Origin of the sequence: Tardiphaga sp. 841_E9_N1_2, assembly GCF_051811065.1 — a bacterium.
Taxonomy (GTDB): domain Bacteria; phylum Pseudomonadota; class Alphaproteobacteria; order Rhizobiales; family Xanthobacteraceae; genus Tardiphaga; species Tardiphaga robiniae.
In genome coordinates, this window is record NZ_JBPWQC010000001.1 from 161,175 (window position 1) to 184,012 (window position 22,838).

At 64.2% G+C, this 22,838-nt stretch carries 18 protein-coding genes; 16 read left to right on the forward strand and 2 right to left on the reverse strand.

All coding sequences use genetic code 11. The annotated features are described in order from the left end of the window. The first annotated feature begins 65 nt into the window (after window positions 1-65). The 8 genes from AB8A50_RS00780 (at window position 66) to AB8A50_RS00815 (ending at window position 9,683) form a co-directional block, all read left to right on the forward strand. Window positions 66-1,523 carry a UDP-N-acetylmuramoyl-L-alanyl-D-glutamate--2,6-diaminopimelate ligase gene (locus AB8A50_RS00780; protein ID WP_439076429.1) on the forward strand — a complete coding sequence of 486 codons (1,458 nt, stop codon included), beginning with the start codon at window positions 66-68 and terminating at the stop codon, window positions 1,521-1,523. Then, window positions 1,520-2,956: a UDP-N-acetylmuramoylalanyl-D-glutamyl-2,6-diaminopimelate--D-alanyl-D-alanine ligase gene (locus tag AB8A50_RS00785; RefSeq protein ID WP_439076430.1), complete on the forward strand. Its 1,437-nt coding sequence runs from the start codon at window positions 1,520-1,522 to the stop codon at window positions 2,954-2,956. Before AB8A50_RS00780 ends, AB8A50_RS00785 begins: the two co-directional genes overlap by 4 nt. 10 nt (window positions 2,957-2,966) lie before the next feature. Beyond that, on the forward strand, window positions 2,967-4,049 hold the full coding sequence (gene mraY, locus AB8A50_RS00790; RefSeq protein WP_068732324.1) for a phospho-N-acetylmuramoyl-pentapeptide-transferase: 1,083 nt from the start codon (window positions 2,967-2,969) through the stop codon (window positions 4,047-4,049). 4 nt (window positions 4,050-4,053) lie between these two features. Beyond that, on the forward strand, window positions 4,054-5,451 hold the full coding sequence (murD, locus tag AB8A50_RS00795; RefSeq protein ID WP_439076431.1) for a UDP-N-acetylmuramoyl-L-alanine--D-glutamate ligase: 1,398 nt from the start codon (window positions 4,054-4,056) through the stop codon (window positions 5,449-5,451). 118 nt (window positions 5,452-5,569) lie between these two features. After that, window positions 5,570-6,262: a uridine kinase gene (locus AB8A50_RS00800; RefSeq protein WP_210185350.1), complete on the forward strand. Its 693-nt coding sequence runs from the start codon at window positions 5,570-5,572 to the stop codon at window positions 6,260-6,262. Between the two features lie 86 nt (window positions 6,263-6,348). Beyond that, complete coding sequence (gene ftsW / locus AB8A50_RS00805) at window positions 6,349-7,497, forward strand: putative lipid II flippase FtsW (protein ID WP_089267347.1); 1,149 nt, start codon at window positions 6,349-6,351, stop codon at window positions 7,495-7,497. Continuing rightward, window positions 7,494-8,597 (forward strand): undecaprenyldiphospho-muramoylpentapeptide beta-N-acetylglucosaminyltransferase, encoded by a 1,104-nt coding sequence (murG, locus tag AB8A50_RS00810; RefSeq protein ID WP_231077576.1) that lies wholly within the window; start codon window positions 7,494-7,496, stop codon window positions 8,595-8,597. The genes ftsW and murG overlap by 4 nt, the downstream gene beginning before the upstream one ends. A gap of 51 nt (window positions 8,598-8,648) precedes the next feature. Then, window positions 8,649-9,683, forward strand: coding sequence for a phosphotransferase (locus AB8A50_RS00815; RefSeq protein ID WP_231077575.1), 1,035 nt, complete (start codon window positions 8,649-8,651; stop codon window positions 9,681-9,683). Window positions 9,684-9,700: 17 nt separating this feature from the next. Here the strand turns inward: AB8A50_RS00815 and AB8A50_RS00820 are convergent, their stop codons facing one another. Then, window positions 9,701-10,603, reverse strand: coding sequence for a LysR family transcriptional regulator (locus AB8A50_RS00820; protein ID WP_439076432.1), 903 nt, complete (start codon window positions 10,601-10,603; stop codon window positions 9,701-9,703). 130 nt (window positions 10,604-10,733) lie between these two features. On the opposite strand from AB8A50_RS00820, the gene AB8A50_RS00825 reads away from it, so the two are divergent. The 3 genes from AB8A50_RS00825 (at window position 10,734) to murB (ending at window position 14,728) form a co-directional block, all read left to right on the forward strand. Next, window positions 10,734-11,906 carry an MFS transporter gene (locus tag AB8A50_RS00825; protein WP_231077574.1) on the forward strand — a complete coding sequence of 391 codons (1,173 nt, stop codon included), beginning with the start codon at window positions 10,734-10,736 and terminating at the stop codon, window positions 11,904-11,906. A gap of 194 nt (window positions 11,907-12,100) precedes the next feature. Continuing rightward, window positions 12,101-13,504 carry a UDP-N-acetylmuramate--L-alanine ligase gene (gene murC, locus AB8A50_RS00830; protein WP_068734093.1) on the forward strand — a complete coding sequence of 468 codons (1,404 nt, stop codon included), beginning with the start codon at window positions 12,101-12,103 and terminating at the stop codon, window positions 13,502-13,504. Between the two features lie 303 nt (window positions 13,505-13,807). Further along, a complete protein-coding gene (gene murB, locus AB8A50_RS00835; RefSeq protein ID WP_439076433.1) occupies window positions 13,808-14,728 on the forward strand; it encodes a UDP-N-acetylmuramate dehydrogenase in 921 nt (306 codons plus the stop codon). 66 nt (window positions 14,729-14,794) lie between these two features. Here murB and AB8A50_RS00840 read toward each other — a convergent pair whose 3' ends face one another. Then, complete coding sequence (locus AB8A50_RS00840; protein ID WP_439076434.1) at window positions 14,795-15,604, reverse strand: DUF4239 domain-containing protein; 810 nt, start codon at window positions 15,602-15,604, stop codon at window positions 14,795-14,797. Window positions 15,605-15,737: 133 nt separating this feature from the next. On the opposite strand from AB8A50_RS00840, the gene AB8A50_RS00845 reads away from it, so the two are divergent. From AB8A50_RS00845 to lpxC, 5 genes are all read left to right on the forward strand, one after another. Then, entirely contained in the window at window positions 15,738-16,751 is a 1,014-nt protein-coding gene (locus tag AB8A50_RS00845) for a D-alanine--D-alanine ligase family protein (RefSeq protein WP_439076435.1), read from the forward strand. Between the two features lie 520 nt (window positions 16,752-17,271). Continuing rightward, window positions 17,272-18,276 (forward strand): cell division protein FtsQ/DivIB, encoded by a 1,005-nt coding sequence (locus AB8A50_RS00850; RefSeq protein WP_439076436.1) that lies wholly within the window; start codon window positions 17,272-17,274, stop codon window positions 18,274-18,276. After that, window positions 18,273-19,598, forward strand: a complete 1,326-nt coding sequence (ftsA, locus tag AB8A50_RS00855) for a cell division protein FtsA (protein WP_068734085.1) — start codon at window positions 18,273-18,275, stop codon at window positions 19,596-19,598. The genes AB8A50_RS00850 and ftsA overlap by 4 nt, the downstream gene beginning before the upstream one ends. A gap of 98 nt (window positions 19,599-19,696) precedes the next feature. Further along, complete coding sequence (ftsZ, locus tag AB8A50_RS00860) at window positions 19,697-21,466, forward strand: cell division protein FtsZ (protein WP_068734083.1); 1,770 nt, start codon at window positions 19,697-19,699, stop codon at window positions 21,464-21,466. A 346-nt stretch (window positions 21,467-21,812) separates the two neighbouring features. Beyond that, complete coding sequence (gene lpxC, locus AB8A50_RS00865; RefSeq protein ID WP_089267338.1) at window positions 21,813-22,778, forward strand: UDP-3-O-acyl-N-acetylglucosamine deacetylase; 966 nt, start codon at window positions 21,813-21,815, stop codon at window positions 22,776-22,778. Window positions 22,779-22,838: the final 60 nt, after the last annotated feature.

Sequence of the window (22,838 nt, forward strand, 5' to 3'; positions counted from 1 at the left end):
AAAATGCGGTTTGCGTGGCGTTGCGGAACCCGATGTGTCCCTCGATCTGGCCTGCCCGGAGCAGCATGAAACTACGCGATTTGTTCAACCCTGATGCCGTGATGGAGCAGTCCGCAAGGGACGTCACCGTCACCGGACTGGCTGTGGACAGCCGCGCAGTGAAGCCGGGCGATCTGTTCTTCGCACTCGCCGGTGCGAAGACCGACGGTTCGCGTTTCATCGCGCAGGCACTGGCGTCAGGTGCCGTCGCTGTCGCCGGTGACCACAAGCCCGACGATCTGTCCGTGCCTTTTGTGCGCACGCCCAATCCGCGCCTTGCGCTGGCTCTCGCGGCGTCGAAATTCTATCCGCGCCAACCTGCGGTCATTGCCGCCGTCACGGGGACATCGGGCAAGACCTCGGTCGCATCCTTTGCGCGCGAGATCTGGGGCCGTCTCGGATATGCCTCTGCCAGCATCGGCACCATCGGTCTCGTCTCGCCGAAGCGCACCGTCTATGGCTCGCTGACCACGCCGGATCCGATCTCGCTGCACCAGCAGATCGACGAGATCACCGGCGAGGGCGTCACTCGTCTCGCGCTCGAAGCGTCGTCCCATGGCCTCGATCAATTCAGGCTTGATGGCGTGCGCGTCAGCGCCGCCGGCTTTACCAATCTGTCGCGCGATCACATGGACTACCATCCGGACGTCGCGCATTATCTCAGTGCCAAGCTGCGGTTGTTTTTGAATCTCGTCATTGATGGCGGCGTCGCCGTGATCGCCGCCGATCACGAGCATTCGCCGCAAGTCATCCATGCCGCGCAGTCGCGCCATTTGCGCCTGATGAAGGTCGGTCGCAAGGGCGACGGCGTGGGCGAGGGTATTCGCCTTGTCGATGCCACGGTCGAAGGCTTCGCGCAGAAACTCACGCTTGAGCATCGCGGCAAGACCTACGCGATCAGGCTGCCACTGGTTGGCGAATTCCAGATCGAGAACGCGCTGGTCGCGGCAGGTCTGGTGATTGGCACCGGCGGTGATGTCGATGCGACCTTCGCCGCGCTCGAACATCTCCAAGGCGCCAAGGGGCGGCTCGAGCAGGTTGGCACTCATAATGGCGCGCCGGTGTTCGTCGATTACGCACATAAGCCGGATGCACTGGCGAAGGCACTGCAGGCCCTGCGCCCTTATGCCAAGCGCAAGCTCGTCGTGGTGTTCGGCGCCGGCGGTGATCGCGATGCCGGCAAGCGGCCGCTGATGGGCAAGATTGCCGCCGAGAATGCCGATAGTGTGATCGTTACCGACGACAATCCGCGCAGCGAGAATCCAGCGACTATCCGCGCGGCAATCATGGCGGCTGCGAAGGGCGCCACCGAAATCGGTGACCGCGCCGAAGCCATTCGCGTGGCCGTCGAAGGCCTGCAGCCCGGCGATGCCCTCCTGATCGCCGGCAAGGGCCATGAGACCGGACAGATCGTTGGTACCCGCACGCTGCCTTTCAGCGATCACGAGGCCGCCGCAGCGGCGCTTGCCAAGAGGACTGCATGAGCGAGTTTCTTTGGACATCATCCGCGATGGCCGACGCGATGCACGCCACGGTGCAAGGCGCGCTGCCGGAAGGCATCACCGGCATCTCCATCGATACCCGCACCATCAAATCCGGCGAGGCGTATTTCGCGATCAAGGGTGACGTGCATGACGGCCACGCCTTCGTCGAGGCTGCGCTGAAAGCTGGCGCAGGATTGGCCGTCGTCGAAACCGCGCAGCGCGATAAGTTTCCCGCGGATGCGCGCCTGCTGGTGGTCGACGACGTGCTCGCAGCGCTCGTCGAACTCGGCATCGCCTCGCGTGCACGTCTGAAAGCGCCGATCGTCGCAATCACCGGTTCGGTCGGCAAGACCTCGACCAAGGAAGCGCTACGCCGTGTGCTGGAAGCGCAGGGCAAGACACATGCCTCGGTCGCGTCGTTCAACAATCACTGGGGCGTGCCGCTGACGCTGGCGCGCTGTCCGGCCGATGTACGTTTCGCGATCTTCGAGATCGGTATGAATCACGCCGGCGAAATCGAGACGCTGGTGAAGATGGTCCGGCCGCATTACGCCGTCATCACCACCGTCGAGCCGGTGCATCTGGAATTCTTCGCTGGCGTCGAAGCTATTGCCGACGCCAAGGCCGAAATCTTTTCCGGGCTTGAGCCCGATGGCGTCGCGATTCTCAACCGCGACAATGCGCAATTCGCGCGGTTGCAGAAGAGCGCCAAGAAGGCCGGCGTCTCGCGCATTGTCTCGTTCGGCGCCGACCAGAAGGCTGAGGCGCGGTTGCTCGACGTCTCATTGCACCCAACCTGCTCGGCGGTGCACGCCAATATCCTCGGCCATGACGTCACCTACAAGCTCGGTATGCCCGGCCGCCACATGGCAATGAATTCGCTGGCGGTGCTGGCGGCAGCCGAATTGATGGGCGCCGATCTCGTTCATGCCGCGCTGACGCTGTCGCAGGTCGTGCCCGCTGTGGGCCGCGGCGCTCGCCATGTGCTCGAAGTGCCAGGCGGCGAGGCGACGCTGATTGATGAGAGCTACAATGCCAATCCGGCTTCGATGGCGGCCGCCATCAACGTGCTGGGCGCTGCGGCTGTCGGGCCGAAGGGTCGCCGCATCGTGGTGCTGGGCGACATGCTCGAACTCGGCGCCGATGGCGCGAAACTTCATGCCGGGTTGCTGGATGCGGTGCAGTCCAATGGCATCGATCTGGTATTTTGCTGTGGTCCCCTGATGCGCAACCTTTGGGATGCTCTTTCCACGGGCAAGCGGGGCGGCTATGCCGGGGATGCGGCGGCGCTCGAATCGCAGGTGCTGGCCGCGATCCGCGCCGGTGACGCCATCATGGTCAAGGGCTCGCTCGGCTCGAAGATGAAACCGATTGTCTCCGCGCTCGAAAAGCGCTTTCCCGGCAACGCCGCGCTCGACGACGCCGCGGTATAGGGCGGACTGAATGTTCTACTGGCTGATCGACTTCGCGGGCACCGTGCCGGTGTTCAACGTGTTCCGCTACATCACCTTCCGCACCGGCGGCGCAGTGGTCACCGGCGCACTGTTCGTGTTCCTGTTCGGACCCTGGATCATCGACAATCTGCGCCTGCGCCAGGGCAAAGGTCAGCCGATCCGCACCGACGGCCCGCAGTCGCATCTGGTCAAGGTGGGCACGCCGACCATGGGCGGGCTGATGATCCTGTCCGGCCTCGTGGTCTCCACGCTGCTCTGGGCCAATCCGCGCAATCCCTATGTTTGGATCGTGCTGGCGGTTACCCTCGGCTTCGGCTTCGTCGGTTTCTACGACGACTATCTCAAAGTGACCAAGCAGAGCCACAAGGGCTTTGCCGGTCGCACGCGGTTGCTGATCGAATTCATCATCGCGGGTGCCGCCTGTTTCGCCTTCGTCAAGCTCGGCCGCGATCCGCTGTCCTCCTCGCTGGTGATCCCGTTCCTCAAGGACGTGATCGTGAATTTCGGCTGGTTCTTCGTGCTGTTCGGCGCCTTCATCGTCGTGGGCGCCGGCAATGCCGTGAACCTCACCGATGGTCTCGACGGTCTCGCCATCGTACCTGTCATGATCGCGTCTGCCTCGTTCGGCATGATTGCCTATCTCGCCGGCAACGCGGTGTTCTCCGACTATCTGCAGATCAACTACGTCGCGGGCACCGGCGAACTCGCTGTACTCTGCGGCGCGGTGCTCGGCGCAGGGCTTGGCTTCCTCTGGTTCAACGCGCCGCCGGCCTCGATCTTCATGGGTGACACCGGTTCGCTGGCGCTGGGCGGCATGCTCGGCTCCATCGCGGTGGCCGTGAAGCACGAGATCGTGCTCGCGGTGATCGGCGGCCTGTTCGTGCTGGAGGCCGTGTCGGTGATTGTGCAGGTCACCTCCTTCAAGCTCACCGGCAAGCGCGTATTTCGCATGGCGCCGATCCATCACCACTTCGAGCAGAAGGGCTGGACCGAGCCGCAGATCGTCATCCGCTTCTGGATCATCTCGGTGATGCTGGCGCTGGTCGGCCTCTCCACGCTGAAGCTGCGGTGATCTCGTGATCCCCGTCACATCCTTCGCCGGCAAGACCGTCGCCGTCTTCGGCCTCGGCGGCTCCGGCCTTGCGTCTTGCCACGCGCTGCAGGCGGGCGGCGCCGAAGTCATCGCCTGTGACGACAGCATCGACAGAATGGTCCAGGCCACGCAGGCCGGTTTCATTACCGCCGATTTGCGCACGGTGGCGTGGGGTGCCTTTGCCGCACTGATCCTGACGCCCGGCGTGCCGTTGACGCATCCGGCGCCGCATTGGACAGTCGTCGCTGCGAAGGCAGCCGGCGTCGAGGTTATCGGCGACATCGAATTATTCTGCCGCGAGCGCAAGTTGCATGTGCCCGATGCGCCCTTCGTTGCCATCACCGGCACCAATGGCAAATCGACGACGACGGCGCTCGTCGCGCATCTGATGCGCGAGGCGGGTTTCGATACGCAGATGGGCGGCAATATCGGCACCGCGATCCTGTCGCTGGAGCCGCCCACGGCCGGCCGCGTCCATGTGATCGAGATGTCGTCCTATCAGATCGATCTCACGCCCTCGCTCGATCCGTCCGTCGGCATCCTGCTCAATGTCACGCCCGATCATATCGATCGTCACGGCACGCTGGCGCATTACGCTGCGGTGAAGGAGCGTCTCGTTGCCGGTGTGCAGGCTGGCGGCACCGCCATCATCGGTGTCGACGACGACTGGTGCAGCAAGGCGGCTGATCGCATCGAGCAATCCGGCAAGCGCGTGGTGCGCGTCTCCGTCGAACATCCGCTCGCCGATGGCCTCACCATTCGTGGCAGCACCATTGTGCGCAATGCCGGCGGCGCGCAAAGCGATGTGGTCGATATCGCCGGCATCGGCTCGTTGCGCGGCCTGCACAATGCGCAGAACGCCGCCTGTGCCTCTGCTGCCGCATTGGCGCTGGGCGTCAGCTCGGCCGTATTGCAGAAGGGCCTGCGCTCGTTCCCCGGTCTCGCCCATCGCATGGAGCAGGTCGGGCGCCAGGGCGCGACGTTGTTCGTCAACGACTCCAAGGGCACCAATGCCGACGCCGCGGCGAAAGCGCTGTCGTCCTTCAACGACATCTTCTGGATCGCCGGCGGCAAGCAGAAGGAGGGCGGCATCACCTCGCTGGCCGAATTCTTCCCGCGTATCCGCGGCGCCTATCTGATCGGCGAAGCCGCCAACGATTTCGCGCAGACGCTGGACGGCAAGGTGCCGTATGAGATCAGCGTCAGTCTCGACGTCGCGGTCGCCAATGCCGCGCGCGATGCCGCGGAAGCCGGGCTGACAGAGCCGGTCGTGCTGCTGTCGCCCGCCTGCGCCTCGTTCGACCAGTTCCGCAATTTCGAGATCCGCGGCGACCGGTTCAGGGAGCTGGTGCTGGCGCTGGATGGGGTGAGGGCGGTTTAAGGCGCGATCTTCACGATCCAGTATCAGCCGACGTGTTCTGGCTCAGTCGAGGGAATATCACGCGGCTGTTGGGAGCCAACAGTCGAGGTCATTTGATCGCACCGTACAGGGGGCGTTGATGATTGAGCCGTCGGATGATCGCAAGGACACGTCGCCACTGATCGCAGAGATCGCTGAATTTATTCGGCATCATGCGACGGGCTCGATCCTCCGCGTCGGCATCGATGGCGTGGACGGTGTAGGAAAGACGGTGTTCGCGGACACGCTCGCGCGTGTAATCGGCACGCTCGGACGGCCCGTTATCCGCGCCTCCGTGGACAGCTTTCACAACAGGCGCGAGATCCGATACCGGCAGGGGAAAACCTCTCCACATGGCTTTTACGCGGACTCCTACAATTATGTTGAGTTGCGGAAAGTATTGCTCGATCCACTCGGACCCGGCGGCTCGCGCGTCTATTGCCCTGCCATCTTCGATCACACCGTGAACGCCCCGGTCGCCGCTTGCTGGTCGATCGCCGATCTCGATGCTGTCCTCGTCTTCGATGGCATTTTTCTGCACCGCCCGGAACTCAGGGACGTCTGGGATCTGTCGATTTTTCTGGATGCGCCATTCACCATCACCATCCCGCGCGGCGCCGGTCGCGGCCCCGGATACGGATCGGCTGATGTGGATGCCGCGTCCAACCGGCGCTATATCGAAGGCCAGCGCCTGTATCTGCAAGAGAACGACCCGCAAAACCGCGCGAATCTCGTCATCGACTATTCCGATTTCACGCACCCTGCAGTCACAGTCCGCCGCTGGCCGCCCTGAATGGGGCCAAATTTTCACAATCCATTAACCGTCTGGCAACCACGATGGCCCATCGATAGGAGTTCATCGACCCGCAGGACGCGCTTATGATCTCTCGCGAACAACGCACCCCGCTCAGCGAATGGTGGTGGACCGTGGACCGCCTGCTGCTGGCGGCGATCATCGCGCTGATGCTGGCGGGGGTGATCCTCTCGCTCGCGGCGTCGCCGCCGGTGGCGACCCGCATCGGGCTTGATCCGTTCCACTTCTTCAACCGCCACATCCTGTTCCTGGTGCCGTCGATTATCGTACTGATCGGCGTGTCCTTCATGACGCCGCGGCAGATCCGCCGCTCGGCGCTGGTCGTGTTCGCGATCTCCATCGTGCTGATCCTGGCGACCTTGCTGATCGGGCCGGAAGTGAAGGGCGCCAAGCGCTGGATCACCATTCTCGGCATCAACATTCAGGCGTCGGAATCCGCCAAGCCGGCTTTCGTCGTCATCGCCGCGTGGCTGTTCTCGGAATCCGCGCGCAAACCGGAAATGCCGGCGACCTCCATGGCGATCGTGCTGCTGATGATGCTGGTGTCGCTGCTGGTGATGCAGCCTGACTTCGGCCAAACCATGCTGATCCTGATGGCCTGGGGCTCGCTGTTCTTCATCGCCGGCATGCGCATGGTCTGGGTGTTCGGCCTCGGCGCCACCGCGGCAGGCGGGCTATTGATGGCTTACTTCCTGGTGCCGCACGTTGCCGGCCGTATCAAACGCTTCATGGATCCCGCCTCGGGCGACACGTTCCAGGTCGATACGGCAATGGAAGCATTTTCGAATGGCGGCTGGTTCGGCCTTGGGCCCGGCGAGGGCATCGCCAAGCGCAGCCTGCCGGACAGCCACACCGACTTCGTCTTCGCCGTCGGCGCCGAAGAGTTCGGCATCCTGCTGTGCCTCGCCGTGCTCAGCCTGTTTGCCTTCATCGTGATCCGCGCGATGTCGCGCGCTTACGCCACCGAAGATCTGTTCTCGCGCTTCGCTGCCTCGGGCCTCGCGATCCTGTTCGGCGTGCAGGCGGCGATCAACATGGCGGTCAATCTGCATCTGATCCCCGCCAAGGGCATGACGCTGCCCTTCATCTCCTATGGCGGCTCGTCGATGATCTCGCTGGCTTACAGCGTCGGCATGCTGCTCGCTTTGACGCGGATGCGCCCGCGCACCGAAGTCGAGGCGATCGACGCCCACGTCGCGCGCACTTACGCGTGATGAGTACCGCGCCCCTCATATTGCTGGCGGCGGGCGGCACCGGCGGACATCTGTTTCCGGCGGAAGCGCTCGGCGTTGCGCTGATGAAGCGCGGGCTGCGCGTCCGGCTCGTGACAGATGCGCGTGCGCTGAAATATAGCGGTCTGTTTTCGCGCGAGATGATCGACGTGGTGCCGAGCGAGACGGTGCGCTCCCGCAATCCCATCTCGCTGGCCCGCACCGCGATCATGCTCGCTGCCGGCACCGCGATGGCGCTGAATCTGATGCGCAGCCTGAAGCCCGCGGCGGTGATCGGCTTCGGTGGCTATCCGACTGTGCCGCCGCTGTTTGCCGCGCGTCTGTTCGGCATTCCCACCCTCATTCACGATTCCAACGCCGTGATGGGCCGCGCCAATCGCATGCTGTCCGGCAAGGTCAGCGCCATCGCGACGTCGTTGCCCGGCGTGCTCGACCGCGATCCCGAATTGTCGAAGAAGACCACCACGACAGGCACGCCGATGCGCCCGGCGATCCTCGCGGCCGCCGCCGTCCCCTATGCCGCGCCGGATCTCACCGGGCCATTCCGCTTGCTCGTCGTCGGCGGCAGCCAGGGCGCGCGCATCATGGCTGATATCGTCCCGCCGGCGATCGAGCGTCTCGAACCGGCGCTGTGGAATCGCCTTGTGCTCACACAACAGGTGCGCGACGAAGACATGAGCCGTGTGCGTGCGGTCTATGACAAGCTCAAGATCAGGGCCGAACTCGCACCGTTCTTCAGCGATCTCCCCGCGCGTCTCGCGTCAGCCCAACTCGTCATCTCGCGTTCCGGTGCGGGCACCGTCGCCGAACTCGGGGCCATCGGGCGGCCGTCCATTCTGGTGCCGCTGCCCGGTGCGCTCGATCAGGATCAGTTCGCCAATGCCGGTGTGCTTGCCGATGCCGGCGGCGCACTCCGCATCGCGCAGAGCGACTTTACGCCGGATCGTCTGGCGGCTGAAATCTCGGCGCTGGCCGGCGAGCCGTCGCGGTTGACCGCGATGGCCTCAGGCGCCCGCAAGGTCGGCAAGCTCGATGCCGCGGAGCGTTTGGCGGATCTGGTCGCCAAGGTCGCGAAGATTTAGGTCATCGGTTCTGCTACACGTCGTTCCCACGCGGTTCGCCCCGGGGGGACAATGAGCGGAGAGCATCTTTCCAATATTCCGATGACGCACCGCGAGACGGCGAGGGTCGCGCTCAGGGCGACCGTCGGTTCTGCAACCATCGATTCCATCCGGCCGATTCCAGGTGGCGTCTCGGGTGCTTTTGTCTATCGAGTAGCCGCCGGCGATCGCCGCTACGTATTGCGCATGGAGGGGGCCGCAAGTCCGCTGCGTAATCCGCACCAATATACGTCGATGCGCATCGCCGCACAGGCAGGGATCGCGCCGCGGCTGCACTATGTGGATGAGACCGCACGTGTCGCGGTGATGGATTTCATCGTCGAACAGCCTCTGCAGTCCTATCCCGGCGGCCCTCACGCTTTGGCACAGGCGCTGGGAGACATGCTGCGGCGCCTGCAGGGCACGCCAAGGTTCGGGCGCTTCGTCGACTATCCGGATATCACAGCTCGGCTGTGGGCCCATGTCTGCCGCACAAATCTGTTTGCGCCCGGTGTGCTCGATGCCCACACGCAGCGTCTGGCAGACCTCCGTAGCGCCTATACGTGGAATAGCGACGAGGCGGTTTCCAGCCACAACGATATCCTGCCGCGCAACCTTCTGTTCGATGGCGAGCGTCTGTGGCTGGTCGATTGGGAGTCGGCCTATTGCAACGATCCCGTCGTCGATATGGCGACCATGCTCGATAACTTTGCGCCGTCACCTGAACTCGAAGAGGTGCTTTTGCAGGCATGGCTCGGTTACCCGCCTGATCGCAGCCTGCGCGATCGACTCGAACTGATGCGCGCGCTCACCCGTCTGTTTTATGCGGGCGTCCAGTTCAGCGCGGTCGCGACCGCGTCGCGCTCGGTGCCGGACACGGATCTCTCGGCTCCTACACTTGCGGAATTCCAGCAGGCCTTGCGCGATGGGCGGCTGGCGCCCGACGCGTTGGAGACCAGGCATCTGCTTGGAAAGATGTATCTCGCTGCATTTTTCACGGGCGAGAAACCGCCGGGGCTGCCTCCGCCGATCAGTGCCTTTCAAGTGATGGGCACAGCGGAGGCATGACGACGAGATGCTGGACGCTACAGCCTCACGGTCTCCACCAGATAATCCAGAAACGCCCGCACCCTTGCGGGCAATTGTCCGCCGTGGCCGACGAACACCGCGTGGATCGGTTCGATGTCGCCTGGATTGAAAGCTTCGAGCACCGGCACCAGCCGGCCGGCTTTGATATCGGCCTCGACGTGAAAGCGCGCCAGTCGCGCGAGGCCCATGCCGGCCACGGCGAGGTGCTGCATCGCTTCGCCGTCGCTGACGAGGGCATTCCCTGACGGCATCACGGCGATTGTTTCGCCGCTGATCTTGAACGGCCAGCCGTTCTCCCACTTGGCAAAGCCGAAGCGCAGCAGATTATGGTCAGCGAGATCGTCCGGCGTCTTGGGTGTGCCGCGCTCTTTGAGATAGTCCGGCGCGGCAACCACCACCATCCGGCTCTCGCCGAGTTTGCGCGCCAGCAGTCGTGACTCGCGCATCAAGCCAACGCGAATGGCGACATCGGCGCGCTCTTCCAGGAGATCCACGACGAGATCGGTCAGCACGACCTCGACCTTGATGTCGGGATAGCGCTTCGCGAAATCCGGCAGCAGCGGCAGCAGGAGACGCAGGCCGAAGGGCACGCTGGTATTGACGCGCAGCAGGCCGCTCGGTGTTGCGCCGATGGCAGCTTCGCGTTCGGCCGCGCTGATCTCGTCGAGAATGCGTAGTGCGCGCTCATAGAAAGCGCTGCCTTCCGGCGTGAGCTGAAGCTTGCGCGTCGAGCGATTGATGAGCCGCACGCCGAGCCGCCCTTCCAGCCGCGCCACCAGTTTGCTGACGGCAGAGGGGGTCATCCGGAAGGCCCGCGCCGCGGTCGAAAAACCGCCGAGCTCGACCACGCGGGTGAACACTTCCATCTCGCCGGAGCGGTTGACGTCCAGTCGTGACATCTGACTTCAATCTATTGAGTGAATTCAATTCACAAATATTGTGCCTATGCCACGTCTATCTCATCAATGTCCGGAGGTCCACATCTCCCGCTGTCGGGCATCTGGCCCGTTTCACGCACGGGATAGGATCATGCCTCTCGCACTCTACGCGCTTACCGCCGGCGCCTTCGGAATTGGTGTCACCGAATTCGTCATCATGGGTCTCCTGATCGAGGTCGGCGGCGACCTCGGCGTGTCGATCCCGGCAGCGGGTCTGCTGATCTCGGGCTATGCGTTGGGTGTCGTGCTCGGCGCCCCGATCATGACCGTCGCGACCGCCCGCTGGCCGCGCAAGACCGTGCTGCTGGTGCTGATGGCAATCTTCACCATCGGCAATCTCGCTTGCGCCCTGGCGCCGGATTACTGGAGCCTGATGGCGGCACGCGTGCTCACGGCTTTCGCGCATGGCACCTTCTTCGGCGTCGGCTCGGTGGTGGCGACCACGCTGGTGGCGCCGGACAAAAAGGCCTCGGCCATCGCCATCATGTTCACCGGTCTGACCGTGGCGAATATTCTCGGCGTGCCATTCGGTACCTGGCTGGGGCAGGGGTTTGGCTGGCGCGCGACCTTCTTCTCCGTGACCGCCGTTGGCGTCGCCGCCTTCGCAATCATCGCACTGTTCGTGCCGCAAGATAAGGAAAAGCCCGCGCCGTCGAATCTGAAACAGGATCTCGCGGTGCTCGCGCGTCCGCAGGTGCTGCTTGGCCTGCTCACGACGGTGCTGAGCTGGATTGGTGTATTCGCGCTGTTCACCTACATCGCGCCGATCCTGACCCGGCTGGCCGGCTTTTCGGAGACCGCGGTGTCGCCGATCCTGCTGGTGTTCGGCGGCGGGCTGGTGGTCGGCAATCTGGTCGGCGGACGGCTCGCCGACCGCTGGCTGCTGCCGACGGTGCTGGGCAGCCTCGCTGCACTGGCGGTGGTGCTGTTCCTGATGACCTTCGCTGTTCACAGCCAGATCGCCGTGGTGGCATTCGTGGCGCTGCTCGGCGCCGTGGGCTTCGCCACCGTGCCGCCGTTGCAGATGTGGGTGCTGGAGAAGGCCCATGGCGCCGGCCAGAGCCTGGCCTCGAGCTTCAACATCGCGGCGTTCAATCTCGGCAACGCCATCGGGGCCTGGCTCGGCGGTGCGGTGATCGATCACGGGGGTCTCGCTTCGGTGCCGTGGGTCGCTGCATTGGCGCCGCTGGCAGCGCTCGCTGTGGCACTTTGCGCAATCCGCTTCGACCGGGGGCGGGCTGCGGTTCCCGCGGCGGCAGAGTAGGGCACAGCAGCAGCGAAGGTGGCGGATTCGTCTGATCCGCAAGCCAAATTTCCGTCTTTTTCGTCATGGCCGGGCTTGTCCCGGCCATCCACGTCTGTTTGAAGGAGTCATCTGTTAGACAAGCCTTGGATGCCCGGACGTCCAGCGAAGCTCGCTTCGCGCTGCCCGGACATGATGGAACATAGAGACGCCCCATGAGACTGCCGCGCGAAATCGGACCTATTCACTTTGTCGGTATCGGCGGCATCGGCATGAGCGGCATCGCCGAGGTGCTGTGCAATCTCGGCTACACCGTGCAGGGCTCGGACGCTTCCGAAAGCGCCAATGTCAATCGTCTGCGCGAAAAAGGCATCACCATTCATGTCGGTCACAAGGCCGATAACGTGTCCGGCGCCGACGTGCTCGTCGTCTCCACCGCGATCAAGCGCGACAATCCGGAACTGATGGCCGCGCGCGCCCAGCGCATTCCCGTGGTGCGCCGCGCCGAGATGCTCGCCGAGCTGATGCGCTTGAAGAGCTGCGTGGCCATCGCCGGCACCCATGGCAAGACCACAACGACGTCGATGGTCGCCGCATTGCTCGATGCCGGCGAACTCGATCCCACCGTCATCAATGGTGGCATCATCAATGCCTATGGCACCAATGCGCGGCTCGGCGCGGGCGAGTGGATGGTCGTCGAAGCCGACGAGAGCGACGGCACCTTCCTGAAGCTCCCGGCCGATGTCGCCATCGTCACCAATGTCGATCCCGAACATCTCGATCACTTCAAGACCTTCGATGCCGTGCAGGATGCGTTCCGCCACTTTGTCGAGAACGTGCCGTTCTACGGTTTCGCCGTGATGTGCATCGATCACCCCGTGGTGCAGAGCATCGTCGGCAAGATCGAGGATCGCCGCATCATCACTTACGGACAGAATCCGCAGGCCGATGCGCGGCTGGTCGATCTGAAGCCCGCCAATGGCGGCTCAAGCTTCAAGGTCGCGTTCCGCGATCGCAAGGCCGGCACCGCGCATGAGATCGATAATCTTCTGCTGCCGATGCCCGGTCGTCACAACGCCCTCAATGCCACGGCGGCGATTGCCGTCGCGCATGAACTCGGCATGTCCGATGAGGCGATCCGCAAGGCCATCGCCGGCTTCGGCGGTGTCAAGCGCCGCTTCACCAAGACCGGCGAGTGGAACGGCGTCACCATCATCGACGACTACGGCCATCATCCCGTGGAGATTTCCGCCGTGCTGCGCGCCGCGCGTGAAAGCACTGCGGGCAAGGTGATCGCCGTGGTGCAGCCGCATCGCTACACGCGCCTGCAGTCGCTGTTTGAGGAATTCTGCACCTGCTTTAACGACGCCGACACCGTGATCGTCGCCGACGTCTATCCCGCCGGCGAAGCGCCGATCGAGGGCATCGACCGCGATAATTTCGTGCTCGGCCTGCGCGCCCACGGCCATCGCGAGGTGATCCCGCTGCAGGAGTCCGCGGCGCTTGCGGGTCTTGTCGCGGGTGTTGCGAAGAGCGGCGATACGGTGGTGTGCTTGGGTGCAGGCAACATCACGCAGTGGGCTTATGCATTGCCCGGCGAATTGAAGGCGCTGGGGTAGGGATTGTTGATGTTTGATATCGGCATCGCAACACAGGCCGCTGCGCTCCCTCCCCCCTTGCGGGGGAGGGTCGGGGAGGGGGGTAACCCCGAGCGACGGCGCCTGCGGCGTGGGGGGGGGGGGGGGGGGGGGGGGGGGGGGGCGGGGGGGGGCGGGGGGGGGGCGGGGGGGGGGGGGGGGGGGGGGGGGCCCCCCCCCCCCCCCCGAGCGACGGCGCCTGCGGCTTACCCCCCTCCCGGCGCTACGCGCCACCCTCCCCCGCAAGGGGGGAGGGTGCACACTTCGCACCGTGCAAAACACGCTATGACCTTCCCCGACATCACCCCCGATCTCACATCTGCGATGCCCGATCTGCGCGGGCGTCTGCTCGCCAACGAATCCCTCGCGCCGCTGACATGGTTTCGCGTCGGCGGCCCCGCGCAGGTGTTGTTCACGCCAGCCGATGAAGACGACCTCGCTTACTTCCTGTCGAAGCTGCCGAGCGACATTCCGGTCACCGTCGTCGGCGTCGGCTCCAATCTCATCGTGCGCGATGGCGGCATCGAAGGCGTTGTCATTCGCCTGAGCCCGCGCGGCTTCGGCGCAACGTCAGCCGATGGCGACATTGTCAGCGCCGGCACGGCTGCACTCGACAAGCGCGTGGCGGAGACGGCGGCAGCGGCCAATATCGGCGGGCTGGAATTCTACTTCGGCATTCCCGGCTCCATCGGCGGCGCGCTGCGGATGAATGCCGGCGCCAATGGCGACGAGACCAAGGATGTACTGATCGAGGCCACCGGCATCGGCGGCGACGGCACGAAACACGTCTTCGACAATGCCGGCATGGCGTTCGTCTATCGCAATTCCGGCGTCGATCCGTCGATCATTTTCACGTCAGCGAAATTCCGCGGAGCTGTGACGGAGCCCGCCGCCATTCGCGCGCGGATGGACGAGGTGCAGGCGCATCGCGAGACCGCGCAGCCGATCCGTGAGAAGACCGGTGGCTCCACGTTCAAGAACCCGCCCGGTCATTCGGCCTGGAAGCTGGTCGATGCCGCGGGATGTCGCGGACTGCGCGTCGGCGGCGCGCAGGTGTCGGAGATGCACTGTAATTTCCTGATCAACACAGGCGATGCGACAGCGAGCGATATCGAAACGCTCGGCGAGACCGTGCGTGCGCGCGTGCTGGCGCAGTCGGGCATCGACCTGCACTGGGAAATCAAGCGGATCGGCGTCGCGCCGTAACACGATATGTCTGACGCGTTTCCTTAACGCGAACCGGCACCACTTCGCTCGGAAACGCTTGGGCTGCTATTTCGGCGGTGGCGGTAGTGCCGACGCCGGTCCGGCCTCGCTGATGCTCAGCAGATTTTCCAGTGGCGCAGGGGCGACGCGGAAGGCGCCGTCGAACGGATGCTCCTGAAGCGCGATAATGCCGAGAGCGACGATGGCACCGCTGGCGAACACCGTGAGCGCCGCGAGCATGGCCCGCGGACGTTCCAGATGAACCAGCGCCAGCGCCAGTTGTGTGATCAGCCCGAGCAGCAGGACCGATGTCCATTTCAGATCGTTGGTGTGGTCGGTCGACAGGCTGAGCCGGTCATTGCGCGCGGTCCCCGCGCGGATCGAGGCGCCCATCAGCGCCCCATGCACCGTGTTGCTGGCATCGCGCGTGATGGCGGGATCGCTGATTTCGCGCAGCAGGCTGTCATAGGCCACATCGGTGCGCGGCGACTTCAGGCCGAGAAGCATTGCCGGCCATTCCTCCGTCACTTCCGATGTCACATAGGCGTTCAGCGCAGCGCGTATGTTGGACATGTCGGTGACCGATGCCACGCTCAGCGTATGGATGTTTCGCAACTCGCCGGCCTCGATCTGAACGGCGCGGACGGCCTGGCGGTTGCGATCGCCGACGTCGCTGGCAAGGAAGCCCGTGAGCAGGCCGAACAGGATGGCCACCGAGGAAAAGAAGGGCGCGACGATGCCGTGGAGGGACTTCAGCCGCATCGACAGCAGCCGGCTGGATGTCAGCCCCACGAGGATCAGCGCGACTCCGTAATAGATGGTGCCCAGCGTCGCGAAGATGCCGAAGGTAGAGAGTTCGAGCCAGGCTCTGATCATCAGGTCGCTTCCATGTCACCGCGGGGCGGGCTCGCAAAACCGCCTCCGACAAGGCATTATATGACTCGGCTAGCGTGATGCTATTGCCTTGTCGGCAAAGGCGCGATTCGCGGATGGGTTCGGAGACGACACAATGACGGAGCAGGCGAGACCTCAGCGGATCACCATCATGTTTGGTGGCCTGAACAAGGAGCGTCTGGTGTCGGTGGCCTCCGCACAGGCTCTGCACAGCGCGTTGCCCGATGCGGATCTCTGGTTCTGGGATGCCGATGACCGCGTCTACGAGACGTCGGGCACGGCGCTGCTCTCCCATGATCGTCCGTTCGAGGATCCGTTCAAGCCCGGTGGCAGCAGCATCGGCGTGCTGACGCAGGCGCTCGACAAGGCCCAAGCCGAGAACCGCGTGCTGGTGCTCGGCATGCATGGCGGCGCTGCGGAGAATGGCGAGCTGCAGGTGATGTGCGAAATGCGCGGCATCCCGTTCACGGGTTCCGGTTCAGCGTCATCCAATCTGTCTTTCGACAAGGTCGGCGCCAAGCGCTTCGCAGCCATCGCAGGCGTGCCCATCGCGGCGGGTGTCGCATTGAACGACATGGAAGCGGCGCTTGCCGAATACGGCAAGCTGATCGCCAAGCCCGCACGTGACGGATCGAGCTACGGCCTGATGTTCGTCAATGCGAAGCAGGATCTCCTCGCCGTGCGCAATGCGGCCAGGACCGAGGACTATGTCATCGAGCCGTTCGTCGCTGGTGTAGAAGCGACCTGCGCCGTCCTCGAGCAGGCCGATGGCTCGCTGATCGCATTGCCGCCGATCGAGATCATCCCGGCTGATGGCGGCTTCGATTACGAGGCGAAGTATCTTGCGAAGTCGACGCAAGAGATCTGTCCGGGGCGTTTCACGCCGGAGGTTTCAGCGGCGATCATGGATTTCGCGGTCAAGGCGCACCGCGCAATGTCGTGCCGCGGCTATTCGCGGTCGGACTTCATCGTGTCGGCCAAAGGCCCAGTCTATCTGGAGACCAACACGCTCCCGGGTCTGACCAAAGCTTCGCTCTATCCCAAGGCGCTGAACGCCCAGGGGATCAGTTTCGTGGATTTCCTGAACGGCCAGATCGATCTGGCCGTGAAGCGGGCAGGCGGCTTTTAACCTCTCCCCGCTCTGTGCGGGGAGAGGTCGCCGCGTCTTCGCGGCGGGTGAGGGGCAGCGCACCGTGCTCTCCTCATCGCTGGCGTTTGCAGATCGAAGCGCCCCTCACCCCAGCCCTCTCCTCGCAAGAGCGGGGCGAGGGAGCGCACCAGCGCTTCACCGCCGCGCCACCCGATCCCCCGCGTTAATTCCGGCAACCCGGTGATGCCGGCCACGAAGCCGCCGCAGTTCCCTCGGGCGCGTCGGCCACACCTCGGCTAAAGTCTTCCACAGCCGCATCAAATCGCGCTCTGCGCCCATCCCCTTTACACTTTGTTTACCAGGAAGGCCGAAGGTTAACGCTGGCGGCGCGTGTGCGCTTGGCTGCCGAGGCGTGAGCTTTGCGGGGATTCCGTGACGACGCGTATCGATGGAAAACCGGCCTTTTTCAAAGGCTTGAATCCATCCCGGCAGGACCGAGACGTCACTCGCGCCTCAAGTCCCGCGCCAATGCGGACGTAACCTGTGACGAGCTCGTGGTATGGATGGTGGAGGACGCCTCTCTCGGTCGGTGCGACCCTTGAGGCCCCAAGCTGATCTTAAAATGGCTGCCCTTGGGGCAGGCATTCTGCTGCGCGAGCAGCTGAACCCGCTCGCCCGCTTCTGGGCCCGCTTTCGTGCCGCCAAGCCTGCCGTCCGCGAGCAGAGTTCCAATCGCTTCATCGCGACGCTTGAGCGTTACGCGCCGCGCCGCGTCGGAATTGCGGCCACCGTGTTGATGCTGACGGGCAGCCTCGCGCTTGGCGTGGTCAAGGGCAATCACGTCGACGAAATGGTCGAAGCTTTTAGCGATGCGCGCAACGCTGCGGCCAATGCCGCCGGCTTCCGCATTGCCTCCGTCATTCTCAACGGCCGCAAGCAGCTGACCCAGGACGAGATCCTGGCCATCGGCGGCGTCAATGGTCGCTCCTCGCTGTTCTTCCTCGATGCAGCGGCTGTCCGCGACAAGCTCAAGGCCAATCCGTGGATCGCTGACGCCAATGTGCTGAAGCTATATCCGAACCGTCTGCAGATCGACGTCACCGAGCGCACGGCCTTTGCGCTGTGGCAGGAGGACGGTCGTCTCTCGGTGATCGCCGATGACGGTGCCGTTCTCGAAAACTACGTGTCGCGCCGCTTCATGTCGCTGCCGCTGGTGGTGGGCAAGGGCGCCGACAGCAACGCCAGGGATTTCCTCGCGCTGCTCGATCGCTATCCGCAAGTGCGCTCGGTCACCAAGGCCGCGATCTTCGTCGGCGAGCGCCGCTGGAATCTCCGCCTGAAGGATGGCCTCGACATTCGCCTCCCGGAAATCGACGTCGGCAACGCGCTGGCCATGCTCAGCAAGCTCGACAAGGAAGATCGCCTGTTCTCGCGCGACATCGTCGCCATCGACATGCGGCTGTCGGATCGGCTGACCGTGCGGCTGTCGGAAGACGCAGCGAAGGCGCGCGAAGATCTGTTCAAGGCACAAGACAAGTCCAAGAAGAAGGCTGGCGCGGCATGACCGGTCTCGATCGCAACCAGGCGCCGAAAACGCGTCAGATGGCGGCCAACCGCACCGCGCTGGTGGCGTCGCTGGACGTCGGCACCAGCAAGATCGCGTGCATGATTGCGCGTCTGCGGCCATCCGCGCCGAACGAAGCTCTGCGTGGCCGCAGCCATGCGGTTGAGCTGATCGGCTACAGCCAGATCCAGTCGCGCGGCGTCAAGTCCGGCGCGATCGTCGATATGGGCGAGGCCGAGCAGGCCGTCCGTCAGGCGGTGGCGCTGGCCGAACGTATGGCCAAGGTTCGCGTCGAATCCGTTTTGCTGTCGGTCTCGGCCGGTCGCCTGCAGGGCCAACTGATTGAAGCGTCAGCCGATATCAAGGGCGGCGCCGTCACGGCCTCCGATATCGCACGTGTCACCTCGACCGGCATGCGCCACGCGACGCCGCCGGGCCGCACGGTGCTCCATGCATTGCCCGTCGGCTATTCACTCGATGGCGTGAAGGGCATTCGCGATCCCAAGGGCATGGTCGCCTCGCAGTTCGGCGTCGATATGAACGTCGTCACTGCGGACGCGACGGTCGCACGTAACCTGATGCTGGTCGTCGAGCGCTGCCATCTCAACGTCGAAGCCATGGCTGCGGCGCCCTATGTCGCAGGTCTCTCTGTTCTCACCGATGACGAGACCGATCTCGGCGCTGCGGTGGTCGAGATGGGCGCAGGTACGACAACGATCGCGACCTATTCCGGCGGACGCTTCGTGCACGCCTCCGGATTTGCGGTCGGCGGGCAACACATCACCATGGATCTCGCGCGCGGACTCGGTGCTTGCATCGCGGATGCCGAGCGAATCAAGACGTTATATGGCACGGTGCTGACGGGTGGCTCCGATGCGCGCGAACTCATGAACGTGCCGACGGCTGGTGATAACGATCGCGATTTTCCGCAGGTCGTATCCCGCGCCACGATCGCGAACATCGTGCGTCAGCGTGCCGAGGAGATTTTTGAAATGGTCAGGGACCGGCTGGCGGATTCGCCCTTCGCTGCAGAACCGCGCGCACGCGTGGTGCTGTCAGGCGGCGCGTCGCAGCTCACCGGCCTTGCCGAACTCGGCAGCCAGATTCTCGGACGGTCCGTGCGCATTGCACGACCACTCGGCTTCGGCCGGCTGCCCAATGAAGCCAAGAGCGCTTCGTTCGCGGTGCCGTCGGGCCTCTTGGTCTATCCGCAATTCGCTCATCTTGAACATGTCGAACCGCGGCATACGCGGCAGCTCAAGACAGGGACCAGTGACGGTTATTTCGGAAAGGTCGGACGATGGCTTCGAGAGGGCTTCTGATGAAATTTTTCCGGCCAGTGTTTTTTCCATCTCCGACGCCATCGGCCACCGGCCAATGGCATGACCACACAACGCGCGCGTAATCGAGAGGCAACCTCATGACCATCAATCTCAACGTTCCTGATATCAGCGAGCTGAAGCCCCGCATTACCGTGTTCGGTGTCGGTGGCGCTGGCGGCAACGCCGTCAACAACATGATCACCGCCGGTCTGCAGGGCGTCGATTTCGTCGTCGCCAACACCGATGCGCAGGCGCTGACCATGTCGAAGGCCCAGCGCATCGTGCAGATGGGCACGCAGGTCACCCAGGGTCTCGGCGCTGGTTCGCAGCCCGACGTTGGCGCTGCCGCCGCGCAGGAAGTCATCGACGAAATCCGTGATCACCTGACCGGCGCCAACATGGTGTTCGTCACCGCCGGCATGGGCGGCGGCACCGGCACCGGTGCAGCGCCCGTTATCGCCAAGACCGCGCGCGACATGGGCATTCTCACCGTCGGCGTGATCACCAAGCCGTTCCACTTCGAAGGCCAGCGCCGCATGCGCACGGCCGAAGCCGGCATTGCCGAGCTGCACAAGGTGGTCGACACGCTGCTGATCATCCCGAACCAGAACCTGTTCCGGGTTGCCAACGAGAAGACAACTTTCGCCGACGCTTTCGCGATGGCCGACCAGGTTCTCTACTCGGGCGTTGCCTGCATCACCGACCTGATGGTCAAGGAAGGCCTCATCAACCTCGACTTCGCCGACGTGCGCGCAGTCATGAAGGAGATGGGCAAGGCGATGATGGGCACCGGCGAAGCCACCGGTGAGAAGCGCGCGCTGACCGCAGCGGAAGCTGCGATCGCCAACCCGCTGATCGATGATAGTTCGATGAAGGGTGCCCGCGGCCTGCTGATCTCGATCACCGGCGGCAAGGACCTGACCCTGTTCGAAGTCGACGAAGCCGCGACCCGTATTCGCGAAGAAGTCGATGCCGACGCCAACATCATTGTCGGCGCCACCTTCGACGAGAGCCTCGACGGCGTGATCCGCGTGTCGGTCGTCGCCACCGGCATCGAGCAGGCCATGCTGGCCCGCAATTCCTCGGCCCCGGTCACCACCGTGACCTCGGCCGTTGCGGCTCCTGCCGGCAACGGCGCTCCGGATGCCCGCCTGGCCGATCTGACCGCGCGTCTCCGCGCTGACAACCAGCGTCTCGCTGCCGCAGCGGCTGCCAAGTCTGCTGGCGCTCCGGCGCCCGCTGCCGCGCCCCGCGCCCCGGCGACCAGCCATGAGCGTGCCGCGCTCGCCGCCATCGCCGCTGCCGTGGCTCCGGAAGCCGCTGCGCCGCAGCAGTATGGCGACGTGATGGTACGTCCGATTGCGCAGAAGCCCTCGCTGTTCCCGGAAGCGCCGCGCCAGGAAGCTCCTGTCGAAGCGCCGATCCCCGAACAGTTCATTCCGCCATCGGCCGAACGTGCTCCGCTGCGCGCTCCGCGGATGCCGAAATTCGAAGAACTGCCGATGCCGGCCCAGAATGAGATCCGTCAGGCACGTGGCGAATCGGAAGAGGAACCGCAGAAGGCTCGCCTGTCGCTGCTGCAGCGTCTGGCCAATGTCGGTCTCGGCCGCCGCGACGAGGAAACGGAAGCGCCGGTCTCCGGTCGTCCGTCGGCCCCGCCGATGGCTCCGATGCCGCCGCTGCCCGAGCGTAAGCCACAGCGCAGCGTCGCCCAGCAGATGGGCAACGAGCCGCCGGTGTCTGAATACGCCCGCCGTCCGGCACCGCAGGGTCTTGATTCTCATGGCCGCCCGGCACCTGTTGCGCCGGCGCCACAGGGCGACGATCATCTGGATATCCCGGCCTTCCTGCGCCGCCAGACAAGCTGACATTTGTTACAATCGTGTCGACGACAGAAGCCCCGGCTGGATCAGCCGGGGCTTTCGTTTGTGACAGCCGCCCAAAGGCAGTAGGATTTCTTAACCTATTGATAGTAAGTCATTAATCTTTACCGACGCGCTCGGCCAAGGCTTGAAGGAGCCGTGGAACCGGCAGAAATATTGGTTAACCCCTGGCCTGATTGCGGCAAAGGTGGGGTAACAATCGGTAAAAAAGCGTGAGTTGGCGCACTTTGTGGCAGGGGTTAATGTGACTGCGACTCGGGGACTCAGGAGGCCGCAAGGTTCGACTGAGAGAGTCCCTCTCATGACGAGAGGCTACTTGGGTGGGTACCTTATGACTTTCAGCCGACAGACAACGCTTGGATCGCAAGCCACCGTTACCGGTGTCGGCGTCCATTCCGGAAAGCCTGTCAGTCTCACGCTTGGACCTGCGCCCGTCGATGCAGGTTATATTTTTGTGCGCACCGGTCTTGAAGGTGCCGATCGCGAAATCCAGGCCGACGCCAAATCCGTTATCGCCACCGAGTTTGCCACCGTGCTCGGCGATCGTGAAGGCCCAATCGTTTCCACCGCCGAACATGTTCTTGCTGCGCTTCGCGGCATGGGCATCGACAACGCCACCATCGAAGTCGATGGACCGGAAGTGCCGATCATGGACGGCTCCGCAGCCGCCTTCGTCGCCGCCATCGATCAGGCCGGCGTTGTGGAGCAGGGCGCCCGTCGCCGCTTCATTCAGGTTCTCAAACCGGTGCAGGTTGCCATCGGTGACTCGTTCGGCGAAATCCGCCCTCACGCTGCGGGCTTCCGCGCCGAAGTCGAAATCAGCTTCGCCAATCCGGTGATTGGCCGCCAGAGCTACGTGCTCGATCTCAATCCCGAATCCTTCCGCCGCGATATCGCCCGTGCACGCACCTTCGGTTGCATGAACGACGTGGCCCGCCTCTGGAGCGCCGGTTTCGCGCTCGGCGCGTCCTTCGAGAATTCCGTCGTGTTCGACGATGACAAGCTGCTCAACACCGAAGGCCTGCGCTACAGCGATGAATGCGCCCGCCACAAGGTGCTGGACGCCGTCGGCGACCTCGCGCTGGCCGGTCTGCCGATCCTCGGCGCCTACCGCTCGGTGCGCGGCGGCCACAAGCTCAACAATGCCGTGCTCTGCGCCCTGATGGCCGATCGTTCGGCCTGGAAGATCGTCGAAGCCGATGCCGTCCCCGTCCGCCGCGGCCGCGCCAGCGCCGATGTCACCTCGGGCATGCTTGGTGGCATGATCGCCCCGGCTTTCGGCCCGGACGTTTCCTGAGATCGACTGCTGAAGATTGTCAGCTCCTGACGTCGTGCGTTGGAGCGTACCTCATCCCGA